This is a genomic window from Sphingobium sp. Leaf26, assembly GCF_001421665.1.
Lineage (GTDB): Bacteria > Pseudomonadota > Alphaproteobacteria > Sphingomonadales > Sphingomonadaceae > Sphingobium.
On sequence record NZ_LMKV01000015.1, the window covers coordinates 24,848 to 37,681 of the forward strand.

Sequence of the window (12,834 nt, forward strand, 5' to 3'; positions counted from 1 at the left end):
TAATGACCGACCCAATGCAGCCTCTCCCGTCCTCGCCAATCGCCGAGCGTCGCCCGCACAGCTTCACGCATCATGGCATCACGGTGGACGATCCCTATGCGTGGCTGCGTGATCCCGGTTATCCCGACGTCAAGGACAAGGATGTGCTGGCCTATCTGGAGGCCGAAAACGCCTGGTTCGAGGGCGCCATGGCGCCGCACAAGCCTTTGCTCGACACGCTGTTCCAGGAGATGAAAGGCCGCATCAAGGAGGATGACCAGTCGGTTCCACAGAAGGATGGCGACTATATCTATTGGCGCGCCTTCGAAACAGGTGCGCAATATCGCAAATGGTATCGGAGGCCCGTGGCAGGTGGTGACGACCAGTTGATCCTGGACGAACCCGCGCTGGCGGAGGGGCATGATTATTTTCGCCTCGGCGCCATGTCGGTCAGTCCTGATGGCCGCTACCTCGCCTATGCGATCGACACCAACGGGTCGGAACGGTTCGAAGCGCGCATCAAGGATCTGTTTTCCGGCGATGTCCTGCCCGAAGTCATTCCTGATACATTGTCTTCGCTGGTGTGGACATCGGACAGCAAGGGGCTGCTCTACGGCCTCGCCAACGACAATTGGCGTACCGACAATGCACGGCTGCACTGGCTGGGCCAGAGCGTCGACAGCGATATGGAGTTGTTCCATGAAGATGACGAGGGCTTCCGCGTCTCGATCGGCCTAACCTCCTCGGAAAACTGGATTGTCATCGCGACCGGCGATCATGTCACCAGCGAAGCCTGGCTGGTGCCGGCCGACAATCCGACCGCGCCCCCGCTGCTGGTCTCCGCGCGCAAGGCCGGCCGCGAATATGATGTCGATGAACATGGAGGCACGCTCTACATCAAGACGAACGACAGCCATCCCAATTTCCGGCTGGTGACGGCAACGCTGGAAGCCCCCGACCATTGGACGGAAGTGATCGGCGCGGACGCGCATTTCTACCTTACCGATTTTACGCTGTTCAAAGGTTTCTACGTCACCGAGGGACGGCAGGACGGCCTCGACCAGATCGAGTTGCGCGATTACGCCACGCATAGCCCCAAGCGCATCCCCTTCCCCGAAGCCAGCTATTCCGCTAGTCTCGACGACAATCCCGAATATGACGTGACGAAGCTGCGCATCGGCTATGAATCCATGGTCACGCCGGACACCATCTACGACTATCATCTGGAGACGGGTGAACTGGAAGTGCTGAAGGTCCAGGAGATTCCCTCGGGCTATGATGCGACCCGCTATGCCGCCGAGCGTCTGATGATCGCGGCGCGGGACGGGACGCAGATTCCGGTGTCGATCGTCTATCCCAAGGACTTTCCCCGCGACGGCAGCGCGCCGCTGCACCTCTATGGCTATGGCGCCTATGGCATGGCGATGGAGCCGGGCTTTTCGACCAGCCGCCTGTCGCTGCTCGATCGCGGTTTCGCTTTCGCCATCGCCCATATCCGGGGCGGCGATGATCTGGGCCAGCAATGGTATCTGGATGGCAAACTCGACAAGCGCGCCAACACCTTCACCGATTTCGTCGACGTGGCGAAGGGGCTGATCGCGCTTGGCTATAGCAGCAAGGGCAAGGTCAGCATTTCGGGCGGATCGGCCGGCGGCGAACTGATGGGCGCGGTCATCAACTCCGACCCCGATCTGTGGGGGGCGGTGGTGGCGCATGTGCCCTTTGTCGACGTGCTCAACACCATGCTGGACGAAACGCTGCCGCTGACGCCGGGTGAATGGCCCGAATGGGGCAATCCGATCGAGGATGAGGCGGCATTCCGCACGATCCAGAGCTATGATCCCTACACCCATGTCCGCGCGCAGGACTATCCGCCGCTGATGGTGACGGCGGGCCTCAACGACCCGCGCGTTACCTATTGGGAGCCTGCCAAATGGGTGGCGAAACTGCGCGCGACCAAGACCGACAATAATGTCCTGCTGCTCAAGACCAATATGGGCGCAGGCCATGGCGGCAAGTCGGGGCGCTTTGAAAGCCTGCACGAAACGGCGGAGGAATTCGCCTTCATCCTGTGGCAATTGGGTGTGGAGAATTGATGGCGTCCAGTTTCACCAAGCAGATCACAGCGCTGCCCGACCATATCGATGAGTTGGGCCATGTGAACAACGCCGTCTGGGTCCAGTGGATGGAGCAGGTTTCGGTCGACCACTGGCGGCAGGACGCCGATCCTGCCCATGTCGACGCCTATATCTGGGTCGTCACCCGGCATGAGGTCGATTATCGCGGCAACGTGGCGGTAGGCGATGTGGTGACGGCGCGGACGTGGATTCCCGAGCCGCCGCGCGGGGCACGGTTCGACCGGCTGATGGAATTTACCGGGCCGGACGGCAAGGTGAAGGTTTCGGCCAAGTCCACCTGGGCCATGATCGACAAGAAAAGCGGTCGTTTGATGCGGGTGTCCGCAGAAGTAGCCGCGCCTTTCCTGAACCTGAGATAAAGGAACCTAAAAACAAAGATGCACGTTTCTTGGCCCATCATGATTATGATGGGAGAGAGATATGAACAAGATTTTCAAAACCACCTTCGGCGGTCTGCTCGCTGCTTCCGCCCTTGCGTTGAGTGCGGCCCCTGCTTTTGCCGGTGACGAAGAACGCGCGCTTGCGGCGATCGCCGAGGCGAAGGGCAAGATCGAGGCGGCTGCAAAGCTCAATCCCTCACCCGAACTGATCGCCCGTGCCCAGGCGTCGCTGCGTCTGGCGGAAGACGCGCTGAAGAGCGGTAAGGAGCAGAAGGCGATTTCCGCAGCTTTGGAAGCACAGGCCAATGCCGATACTGCGATCGGTGAAGGACAGCAGCGCGCCGACGCCAATGCCCAGATGCAGACGCAGGCCACGGTGAACGCGCAGCAGCAGGCCGATGAGGCCAACGCCCGTGCCGCCGCCGCCGAACAAGCGGTCGCGTCCGCAGCAGCCGACGCGCAAGCCGCCCGTAATGCCGCCGCCCTCGCCGCAGCCAAGCCGGCCACCACCACCACGGTGACGACCGAAACGGTCAAAGCCGCACCCGCCGTGGCACGGCGCACGGCACCTGCGCGCAAGATCGTGCGCAAGACGACAAAGACGGCGCCCCGCGCGGCGGTCGCTGAACGGACGACCACGACGGTCACGACCCAGAACTGACCTGCCAGAACTGACTTGCCAAAACTAACTTGATGGCGCGCTCCCGATCTTCCGATCAGGAGGGCGCCACTATCTCGAATATGTCCTCGATGCTCGGCTCAGTCGGCATTGCTTCCCGCTCCGCCGCCTGCCGCGCCCACATGAGGGCATAAAGGCCATCGGCGCGGACCAGATCGGCATGGCGGCCACGCTCCACGATCACGCCTTTGTCCAGCACGATGATCTCATCGGCATCGACCACGGTCGAAAGGCGGTGGGCGACCACCAGCGTCGTGCGCTTGCGGCTGATATCGCGCAGTACCGTCTGGATTTCCGTTTCAGTCCGGCTGTCCAGTGCGCTGGTCGCTTCATCCAGCACCAGCACCGGCGGATCTTTCAAAAGGGTGCGGGCGATCGCCACGCGCTGCTTTTCACCGCCTGACAGTTTGAGGCCCCGTTCCCCGACCCGCGTGGCATAGCCTTTGGGCAGGCCCATGATGAAGTCATGGATCGACGCCGCCTTCGCTGCTGCCTCTATCTCCGCCTGGCTGGCCCCTTCCCGGCCATAGCCGATATTATAGCCGACCGTATCGTTGAACAGGACCATGTCCTGCGGCACGATGCCGATCGCGGCGCGCAGCGAGGCTTGGGTCACGCCGGATATGTCCTGCCCGTCGATCGACACCTGCCCCGACTGGATGTCGTAGAAGCGGAAAAGGATGCGGGCGATGGTGGACTTGCCCGCGCCCGACGGGCCGACGATCGCCAGCGTGCGGCCCGCCGGCACGGTGAAGCTGACATCGTGCAGGATTTCGCGTTCAGGATCATAGCCGAACCGGACATGGTCAAAGCGGACCGCGCCGCCGCGGGGTTGCAGGTCCGGCGCACCGGGCGCATCGGCAATTTCCTGCGGCGTGTCGATGAGGCCGTACATCGCCTCCATGTCGATCAGCCCCTGACGGATGGTGCGATAGACCATGCCGAGCAGGTCGAGCGGACGGAAAAGCTGCGACAGGAGTGTGTTCACCAGCACCACGTCGCCAGTGCTGAACTGCCCCCGGCTCCAGCCCCAAACGGTATAGGCCATGGCACCGGCCATCATCAGGTTGGTGATGAGCGACTGGCCGATATTGAGCCAGGCGAGGCTGTTTTCACTCTTGACCGCTGCGCTGGCATAGCGCCGCATCGCCGTGCCGTAACGGGTCGCCTCCCGCTGCTCCGCGCCGAAATATTTGACCGTTTCGAAATTGAGCAGGCTGTCGACCGCATGGGCGACGGCATTGGTGTCCATATCGACCATGTCGCGGCGCAGCTGGTTGCGCCATTCGGTGACGGCCCGGGTGAACCAGATGTAGAGCACCACCATGGCGAGCGTGGCGACGACCAGGCCCGGACCGAATTTGACGAGGAAGATGACGCAGACCGCCACCAGTTCCAATACCGTAGGCGCGATGTTGAACAGCAGGAAATAGAGCATCGTGTCGATGCTCTTTGTGCCGCGCTCCACGATCTTGGTGACGGCGCCGGTGCGGCGGTCGAGATGGAAGCGCAGCGACAGACGATGGAGATGGACGAAAACATCGTCGGCCAGCCGCCGGCCAGCCTCCTGCCCCACCTTTTCGAACACGGCATTGCGCAGATTGTCGAAGAGGACGCTGCCGAAACGGGCGCCCGCATAGACGGCGACCAGCGCCATGGCGAGGCCGACCGCCGGTTCCAGGCCTGGCGCCATCCGGTCGATCGCCGCCTTGTAGGCGAACGGCATGGCGAGGCTGACGATCTTTGCCAGCAGCACCAGCCCCATGGCGATGGCGACGCGGTGGCGCAGCGCAGCAGAATCGGCCGGCCAGAGATAGGGAAGGAAACGCCGCAACGTCGCCCAGATGGGCGGGATCGGCGTGGAATCGGGCGTGGTGGGTGGCATTGGACCCTATGTAGGGGGTATGGCGCGGCAATCCAGAGGATTGGTGCCGGTCCATCAGCCCGGCCATCGCGGCTTGCCTGCTGCGGCGCAACATGGCAGCCTGCGCCTTCCTCCCCCTCTTCGGCAAGGATGTGCGGCATGGAACCCTTTAGCGTGGCGCTGGCGCCAGACCGATTGTGGCAGGCGATCAATCCCCTGACCTGGACCCAGAATGGCGGACAGATCGGCCTCATCAACATCGCGCTGGGCCAGACGGCGCGGCCCGATATCGAGCGGACGCTATTGAACGAAGTGGGCAGCTATGGCCGGCAGATCGGCCGGATCGGCGAGGCGCTGGAAGTGCTGATCCGTCACTTCGACAGTAAGGCGCTGGACGCAGCGGAGCGGGATGCGCTGACCATATTGATGGGCCAGCTGGCGGAAATCCGCAAGGTGAAGGCGAGGGCGCGGCATGATGACTGACAATATGCCGAGGGTCGAACCGGCGCCGTAACGGAACAAAGCGACACTTTAGAGTCTTTTCCTTTGCGACATCGTACGTCATGATGGGGCAGTCGTGGCGCATCGCAGGAGGCAAGACAGGCGCATGTTCGGGTCTTTGTGGAAGCGGATTTTCGGAAACAGGACTGCCGGCAACGACCCAATATGCGAGGCGAAGGACGCTGTCCCGGCGCTCAGCCCCAATGCCAGTTACGACCCCGTTGCCGCGTTGCGCGATCTGGTGCGACGCGATGTCGCCGGCGGCTTTTTCGATGATGACGCTATCCTGACCAACGCCAACGACGTGTTCGAGGAGGAATTGCCCCGGCCTCTGCTGCGAGTCGAAGCATCGGCCGCGCTGCGCGCCGCGCTGGCCGATCATCGCGCGGCCGAGCGGGACTGGTCGGACATGACCGATTGCGACCGGCTGGACGCCGCCTTCGATGCGCTGGAGACGGAAGGCATCGTCGCGCGGCAGAATTTCACCTGCTGCGGCACCTGCGGCGCATCCGAAATCTGGGACGAGATCGAGACGGCGCAGGCCGAGGGCGTGGCTGTGGAAGGCTATGCCTTTTTCCACATGCAGGACACCGAGTCCGCGGTGGAGGGCCATGGCCTCTATCTGAACTATGGCGCGTGCGAACAAGGCGAAGAGGCCGCCGTGGCGATCGGCCATCGCATCGTCGAGCAGTTGGAGGCCCATGGCCTGACGACACAGTGGGACGGCCAGTTGGAACAGCGCATCGGCGTCTCGCTGGAATGGAAGAAGCGGCGTAGCGCGGTTCTGATTCAGGACTGAAGTACCGAAGTTCACACGGTAACGGGTTTTTCGACCCGAAGCGCTCGCGAGGCTTTCGCATGGCCCTCGCAAAGCCTCACCAACGCTTCCCCGACGCCCCTCTTCCTATTGCGGCGGCAGCGCCCGCGCTGTCCATATACACGGCCAGCGGGTGATGCATCGTGCGCTCATGCAGCATCAGCGCTTCCGCCCAGTTGCGATCGAACTCCGTGCCGGCAAGGCGACGGCGCAGGCGATGCGCGCTGGACGGCGACATCCCCACCGCCCGCGCGGCATGGCGGACGCTGCCGGTGTGGAGCAATGTGCCTAGGAAGCTGGCCTGCAAGGCGGGCGTCCAGCGGGCGCGGCGCTTTTTGGTGGGGCTGGCGGGCGGATTGGGGGGAGAAGGCTGATCCATCCATAAGGATAGATCAGGGATTTGGCGTGTAGGACAGGGGATTAGGCTGACCTGACTGCTGGTGCTCCCCTGAGCAAACCGTCGGTGCTCAAATCCTCATCTATTTCAGGCCAGTGGATGCCATAGCCTCCACCTGCCACTTCCCAGCGCGCACGCGCGGTAGCCGTTGCGTGCAGAAGGCGGGGATACCAAGCCAGCGGCACGGAAATGGTGCGGCCGTCCATCAGGTCTACGATCAGGCTGTCCGCATCGCAACGGACGTCGGCGACACGCTCGTCCGTGATCCTAGCCGAAATATTCCTGCCATGCCTCCAGCAGGCGATTCCTATGGGTCGCCACCATCACGATTATGCCATTGATCTCCGATCGGCGGAAGCCGGTGTTCTTGGCCATGTCGACCGAATCGAGCCAGACCTTCATGGACGAGCCGCCCTTATCGCCATGGACATGGGGCGGCTCGTTGGGTTCGTGGCTGTAGAAATAGAAGCGATGGCCATCGAGGCGAAAGATGGTCGGCATCAACTGTCCCCCAATATGAGGCCGAACCATATACAGCGTAGGCCAAGCGTCCGTCCAAGGCATGAATGCGGAAATGTCGATAGAGTCGCTCGCTCAATCATGCTCCCGTCCGCCAGCGCCCATATAGAGTTCGCTGCCGGTTTCCTTGAAGAGCTTGCTCATCTCTTCCATGCCCTTGAGCGCCGCAGCCTTGCTGGCCTCCGCCACTTCCGCGCCGGTCAGGCCAGCCTCCAGGAAGCCGTCGGCGGGCTGGTTCTTCTTCGCCGCGAAGTCGCGCACTTCCTGCGAAATCTTCATCGAGCAGAATTTGGGGCCACACATGGAGCAGAAATGGGCGCTCTTGGCGCCTTCGGCCGGGAGCGTCTGGTCATGATATTGCTCGGCGGTTTCGGGGTCGAGGCTGAGGTTGAACTGGTCGCGCCAGCGGAATTCGAAGCGGGCGCGGCTTAGAGCATCGTCGCGGACCTGGGCTGCCGGATGGCCCTTGGCAAGGTCGGCGGCGTGGGCGGCGAGCTTGTAGGTGACCACGCCCACCTTCACGTCATCGCGGTCGGGCAGGCCCAGATGCTCCTTGGGCGTGACGTAGCAGAGCATCGCCGTGCCATACCAGCCGATCTGCGCAGCGCCGATGCCGCTGGTGATATGGTCGTAGCCCGGCGCGATGTCGGTGGTGAGCGGTCCCAGCGTGTAGAAGGGCGCTTCGCCGCAGACCTGAAGCTGCTTTTCCATATTCTCCTTGATCTTGTGCATGGGCACATGACCCGGCCCTTCGATCATCACCTGCACATCCTGTTTCCAAGCGCGGTGGGTCAGTTCGCCCAGCGTGTAGAGTTCGCTGAACTGCGCTTCGTCATTGGCGTCGGCGATGGAGCCGGGACGCAAGCCGTCGCCCAGCGAATAGGCGATGTCATACGCCTTCATGATCTCCGTGATGTCGTCGAAATGCTCGTAGAGGAAGCTTTCGCGATGATGGGCGAGGCACCATTTCGCCATGATCGAGCCGCCGCGCGACACGATGCCGGTCACGCGCTTGGCCGCCATCGGGATATAGGCGAGGCGCACGCCGGCATGGATGGTGAAATAATCGACGCCCTGTTCCGCCTGCTCGATCAGCGTGTCGCGGAAAATGTCCCATGTCAGGTCTTCGGCGACGCCCCCGACCTTTTCCAGCGCCTGATAGATGGGGACGGTGCCGATCGGCACCGGCGAGTTGCGCAATATCCATTCGCGCGTGTCGTGGATGTTGCGGCCGGTGGACAGGTCCATCACCGTGTCCGCGCCCCAGCGGATCGACCAGACCAGCTTGTCGACTTCGGCCGCGACGTCGGACGCAACGGCGCTGTTGCCGATATTGGCGTTGATCTTCACCAGGAAATTGCGGCCGATCGCCATCGGCTCCGATTCCGGGTGGTTGATGTTGGACGGGATGATGGCGCGTCCACGGGCGACTTCGTCGCGGACGAACTCCGGCGTCACATAGTCGGGGATGGACGCGCCGAAGCTTTGCCCGTCGCGGACATAGTCGGCGAGGCGGGCGCGGCCCAGATTCTCGCGCTCCGCGACATATTCCATTTCCGGGGTGATGATGCCCCGGCGGGCATAGTGCATCTGGGATACGTTGGCGCCCGGCTTGGCGCGCAGGGGGCGCTTCACCACGTTCGGGAAGGGCTGGACGCCGCCGGAACGGTCCGGCCCCTTGAGGCCATTATCCTCCGGCTTGATCGCGCGCGCGTCACACTCCTCTACATCCCCGCGCTCACGAATCCAGTCGCGACGCAACGCATGAAGGCCCGCCATGATGTCGATGCGCGCATCGGGATCGGTGTATGGCCCGGATGTATCATAGACGCGCACCGGCGGTTCACCGCTGCCCGGCTCCAGATGAATCTCGCGCATGGCGACCTTGCGCGGGCCGACATGGATCTTCTTGGACCCACGAATGGGGCCAGTCGTGACGTTCATTGCGGCCTGCCGGCCGGTGGAGCCTCCGGCCTCGGGCATTGCGGCCTGCCGGCCGGTGGAGCCTCCGGCCTCGGGCATTGCGGCCTGCCGGCCGGTGGAGCCTCCGGCTTCGGGCATTGCGGCCTGCCGGCCGGTGGAGCCTCCGGCTTCGGGCATTGCGGCCTGCCGGCCGGTGAAGCCTCCGGCTTCGGGCATCTCGGTGCGGGCGGGGACATCTGCCATGGGTTTGCCTTTCAGACGGAAATGGTGGCGCGGCCGGTCAGGCCCGCAAGGAAGAGGATGAGGCCGAGGATCAGGGCTATGCCGGCCCAGATGCGGATGAAGCCGATCGACCAGTGGCCGATACGGATGAGCGGCCCCGGCACGGCAAGCAGGGTCGCACCTTCGATCAGCGCGACATAGCCGATCAGGCTGACGAGACATGCCAGCGGGTCGGTCCAGACACTGTGGATCAGGACCAGCGTGCCGCCGACCGCAAAGACAGCGAAGCCTAGCGCCGCCACCAGACCGGGCGACCGGTTGAGATCGTCCATCACCGCTCGCCAGCGCGCTGGACTGGCCAGCCCACCAACGCCGATGACGATCATGTAAAGGCCGAAAATCTCGGCCAGGCGCAGCGTCAGAACGGAAATCGTATCCATGGGCCGCCTCTCTTTCGTCTCTTCTCAAAGACGCAGGGCGGGCGCGGTTTGCTGGTTACACAAGCCGTTCCCTCCCTACGCCGGTGTCAGCCGGATCAGGTTCGACGGGTCGCAGCCACTTCAGCTGCCTCTCAACCGCTTGTGCGCGGTCCCCCGGGGATGCTGGACAGGATAGGGGCGAAACGGCACAAGGTCCAGCAGCTTATGGACGATACCCCGCTCCCCGATCTGTCGACCAAGGCTGGTCGCAAAGCCTGGCGCCATGAAATGCGCATGGTGGCGGTCCGACCGCGCCGGTGGGGGCTGTGGCTGTTGACGCTTGGCTTCCTGCTGGTCATGGCGCCCGCCGCCTTTGGCCTGCACAGCCTGTGGGGTTGGTCGCCGAGCCTGATCGGGAGCCTGTTGATGCTGGGCGCGTTACCCCTGTTGATCGCGAGCGCGGCGTTGCGGGCGCGCTATATGAAGGGGCGATCGATTGTGCCGGGGCAGAAGCGCTGATGAACAAGAGGATGATATTGCTGGTGACTGCCGCGATGCTGACCGGGGCTGGTGTGCCCCCTGCCCCCTCTCCCGCCCAGGCGGATGATCCTTTCATCTGGCTGGAGGACTGGACCGGGCCGCGTGCGATGCAATGGGTCGAGGCGGAGAACAAGGCGACGGTCGCCGCCTTCCAGAATGATCCGCGCTATGCTGGCTATTACAGGGACGCGCTCGCCATCGCCTCGGCCAAGGACCGGATCGCCATGCCGATGCTGATCCATGATCGCGTCTATAATTTCTGGCGCGATGCCGATCATCCGCAGGGTATCTGGCGTTACACGTCACAGGCAGATTACGCGACCGATGCGCCGCACTGGACGACGGTGCTGGATCTTGATGCCCTGTCGAAGGCGGATGGCAGGAAGTGGGTGTGGAAGGGCGCGACCATCCTCGATCCCGAGGAATGCTATGCGCTGCTCAACCTGTCGGATGGCGGCGAGGATGCCGTGACGTTGCGCGAATTCGACCTGGTGACGGGAACCTTCGCGATGGGCGGGTTCGATATTCCCACCTCCAAGCAGAATGAAGCCTGGCTGGACAAGGACCGCCTGCTCCTCGCCCGCGACTGGGGGGAAGGCAGCATGACCAGGTCGGGCTACCCCTTTGTCGTGAAGATATTGAAGCGCGGCCAGCCCCTGTCGGCGGCGCAGGAAATCTATCGCGGCGCACCGACCGATCAGGTCGGCACCTTCCCCATGCTGCTGTCCGACGGGTCGGGCAACCGCGCCGCCTTCCTCTATCGCGGCGTCACCTTCTTTGGCAACGAAACCTATCTCGTGACGGACGGCGGCGTGAAAAGGCTGCTCCTGCCCGCAAAAAGCCAGTTACAGGGCATGGTGCAGGGACAGGTGCTGATCCAGACCAGCGAGGTATGGGAAAGCGGCGGCGTCACCGTCCCGGCGGGATCGCTCGCTGCGGTGCCGTTGAAGGCGCTGGAATCAGGCGCGACACTGGCCCCCCAGATCCTGTTTGCACCCAATGCACGTCAATCTATCGATGGCGTGACCGCGACGAAGAGCCGGGTGATCCTGGCGATCAACGACAATGTGCGTGGGCGGGTGCTGGTCCTGGCGCCGGAAAAGGACAAGTGGACGACTATCCCGGTCGCGCTGCCCGACAATGCGACCATCACGATCGCCAGCGCGACCGACAGGAGCGATGCCGCCTATCTGGCGGTCGCCGGCTTCCTGGCGCCGACGACGCTGTGGGCGATCGATGCCGCCAATCCCGCTCCGCGCCAGGTGAAAGCCATGCCCGCGCGTTTCGATGCGTCCGGACTGGTGGTCGATCAACATGAAGCCATATCGACCGACGGAACGAAAATTCCCTACTTCATCGTCCATCGCAAAGATATGAAGCGCGATGGCAGCACACCGGCGATCATGACCGCCTATGGCGGTTTCGAGGTGCCGATGACGCCCAGCTATGCCGCGATTACCGGCAAGCTGTGGCTGGAACGGGGCAACAGTTTCGTGCTGGCCAATATTCGGGGCGGCGGCGAGTTCGGCCCGGCCTGGCATGAGGCGGGGCTGAAGACGAAGCGACAGATCATCTATGATGATTTTGCGGCGGTGGCGCAGGATATTTTTGCACGCAAACTATCCTCGCCCCGTCGCTTCGGCATCTATGGCGGATCCAATGGCGGGTTGTTGATGGGGGTGGAATTCAACCAGCATCCCGACTTGTGGAACGGGGTGGTGATCCAGGTGCCGTTGCTGGACATGCTGCGGTACGAGCAGATCGCAGCCGGCGCGTCCTGGGTGGATGAATATGGCAGCGTATCGGTGCCGGAAGAAAAGGCGTTTCTCGCCGGGATTTCGCCTTATGCCAATATCCGCAAGGGGGTAGAATATCCCACGCCTTATATCTGGACGACGACGAAGGACGACCGTGTGGGTCCGCAGCATGCGCGCAAATTCGCAGCGCGGCTGAAGGACTATGGGCTGCCCTATCATTTTTACGAGGATATGGCCGGCGGCCATTCAGGCGATGCCGATATCGCCCAGGGCGCACGATTGCAGGCCATGCAGATGATATATTTCAGCCAGCGGCTTGAAGGCCAGTAGCTTGAGGGCGAGTGATGCGGGCGATGGGAATCGCACTGGCTTGTCGCCCCGATCGTCAACGCCCGCTGCGTGAATGCAGCAGACAAGCAAAAAGCCCGCCTGGTTAGGGCGGGCTTTTTATTGCATGAGGCTGACTGCGGTTGCAGCTCTGCTATGCGACCTCCTGGTTGCGGGAGTAGGATTTGAACCTACGACCTTCAGGTTATGAGCCTGACGAGCTACCGGGCTGCTCCATCCCGCGCCAGAGGCGCGACAGGAGGTCGCGAAATCGTGAAGGGTTTTTTTTCGATATATGCGCGAGCTGCAATGCCTGGCGACGCCCTACTCTTCCAGTGCTTGAGCAATAGTACCATCGGCGCAGACTGGTTT

13 protein-coding genes, 1 tRNA gene and 1 riboswitch are annotated in these 12,834 nt (G+C 62.9%); of the genes, 7 read left to right on the forward strand and 7 right to left on the reverse strand.

Annotated elements, in window-relative coordinates; all coding sequences use genetic code 11:
- Positions 1 to 2: 2 nt before the first annotated feature.
- The 3 genes from ASE85_RS13045 to ASE85_RS13055 all read left to right on the forward strand — a co-directional run bounded on the left by ASE85_RS13045 (position 3) and on the right by ASE85_RS13055 (position 3,158).
- Entirely contained in the window at positions 3 to 2,075 is a 2,073-nt protein-coding gene (locus tag ASE85_RS13045; RefSeq protein WP_056689026.1) for a S9 family peptidase, read from the forward strand.
- Positions 2,075 to 2,476 carry an acyl-CoA thioesterase gene (locus ASE85_RS13050; protein ID WP_056689029.1) on the forward strand — a complete coding sequence of 134 codons (402 nt, stop codon included), beginning with the start codon at positions 2,075 to 2,077 and terminating at the stop codon, positions 2,474 to 2,476. The genes ASE85_RS13045 and ASE85_RS13050 overlap by 1 nt, the downstream gene beginning before the upstream one ends.
- Positions 2,477 to 2,537: 61 nt before the next feature.
- Positions 2,538 to 3,158 (forward strand): hypothetical protein, encoded by a 621-nt coding sequence (locus ASE85_RS13055; RefSeq protein ID WP_056689032.1) that lies wholly within the window; start codon positions 2,538 to 2,540, stop codon positions 3,156 to 3,158.
- 55 nt (positions 3,159 to 3,213) lie between these two features.
- Here the strand turns inward: ASE85_RS13055 and ASE85_RS13060 are convergent, their stop codons facing one another.
- Positions 3,214 to 5,061 carry an ABCB family ABC transporter ATP-binding protein/permease gene (locus ASE85_RS13060; RefSeq protein ID WP_056689035.1) on the reverse strand — a complete coding sequence of 616 codons (1,848 nt, stop codon included), beginning with the start codon at positions 5,059 to 5,061 and terminating at the stop codon, positions 3,214 to 3,216.
- A gap of 138 nt (positions 5,062 to 5,199) precedes the next feature.
- On the opposite strand from ASE85_RS13060, the gene ASE85_RS13065 reads away from it, so the two are divergent.
- The gene (locus ASE85_RS13065; protein WP_056689053.1) at positions 5,200 to 5,523 is read left to right on the forward strand and encodes a hypothetical protein; all 324 of its coding nucleotides are present in this window, start codon (positions 5,200 to 5,202) and stop codon (positions 5,521 to 5,523) included.
- Positions 5,524 to 5,647: 124 nt separating this feature from the next.
- The gene (locus tag ASE85_RS13070; RefSeq protein ID WP_056689040.1) at positions 5,648 to 6,340 is read left to right on the forward strand and encodes a DUF6891 domain-containing protein; all 693 of its coding nucleotides are present in this window, start codon (positions 5,648 to 5,650) and stop codon (positions 6,338 to 6,340) included.
- 76 nt (positions 6,341 to 6,416) lie between these two features.
- On the opposite strand, the gene ASE85_RS13075 is transcribed toward ASE85_RS13070, so the two are convergent.
- The 5 genes from ASE85_RS13075 to ASE85_RS13090 all read right to left on the reverse strand — a co-directional run bounded on the left by ASE85_RS13075 (position 6,417) and on the right by ASE85_RS13090 (position 9,859).
- Positions 6,417 to 6,737, reverse strand: a complete 321-nt coding sequence (locus ASE85_RS13075; RefSeq protein WP_235523524.1) for a LysR family transcriptional regulator — start codon at positions 6,735 to 6,737, stop codon at positions 6,417 to 6,419.
- Positions 6,738 to 6,778: 41 nt separating this feature from the next.
- Positions 6,779 to 7,066: a DUF2442 domain-containing protein gene (locus ASE85_RS22485; RefSeq protein ID WP_327196620.1), complete on the reverse strand. Its 288-nt coding sequence runs from the start codon at positions 7,064 to 7,066 to the stop codon at positions 6,779 to 6,781.
- The gene (locus ASE85_RS13080; RefSeq protein ID WP_056689043.1) at positions 7,023 to 7,256 is read right to left on the reverse strand and encodes a DUF4160 domain-containing protein; all 234 of its coding nucleotides are present in this window, start codon (positions 7,254 to 7,256) and stop codon (positions 7,023 to 7,025) included. Before ASE85_RS13080 ends, ASE85_RS22485 begins: the two co-directional genes overlap by 44 nt.
- Before the next feature lie 93 nt (positions 7,257 to 7,349).
- Entirely contained in the window at positions 7,350 to 9,218 is a 1,869-nt protein-coding gene (thiC, locus tag ASE85_RS13085; protein ID WP_056689056.1) for a phosphomethylpyrimidine synthase ThiC, read from the reverse strand.
- Positions 9,219 to 9,451: 233 nt separating this feature from the next.
- Positions 9,452 to 9,859, reverse strand: coding sequence for a DUF2065 family protein (locus tag ASE85_RS13090; RefSeq protein WP_056689046.1), 408 nt, complete (start codon positions 9,857 to 9,859; stop codon positions 9,452 to 9,454).
- A 55-nt stretch (positions 9,860 to 9,914) separates the two neighbouring features.
- Positions 9,915 to 10,025: riboswitch (TPP riboswitch) on the reverse strand.
- Positions 10,026 to 10,063: 38 nt separating this feature from the next.
- Between ASE85_RS13090 and ASE85_RS13095 the strand changes: the two genes are divergently transcribed.
- On the forward strand, positions 10,064 to 10,357 hold the full coding sequence (locus ASE85_RS13095; RefSeq protein ID WP_056689059.1) for a hypothetical protein: 294 nt from the start codon (positions 10,064 to 10,066) through the stop codon (positions 10,355 to 10,357).
- Positions 10,357 to 12,465: a prolyl oligopeptidase family serine peptidase gene (locus ASE85_RS13100; protein ID WP_235523526.1), complete on the forward strand. Its 2,109-nt coding sequence runs from the start codon at positions 10,357 to 10,359 to the stop codon at positions 12,463 to 12,465. Before ASE85_RS13095 ends, ASE85_RS13100 begins: the two co-directional genes overlap by 1 nt.
- Before the next feature lie 164 nt (positions 12,466 to 12,629).
- On the opposite strand, the gene ASE85_RS13105 is transcribed toward ASE85_RS13100, so the two are convergent.
- Positions 12,630 to 12,706 (reverse strand) — tRNA-Met (locus tag ASE85_RS13105).
- Between the last annotated feature and the right edge of the window lie 128 nt (positions 12,707 to 12,834).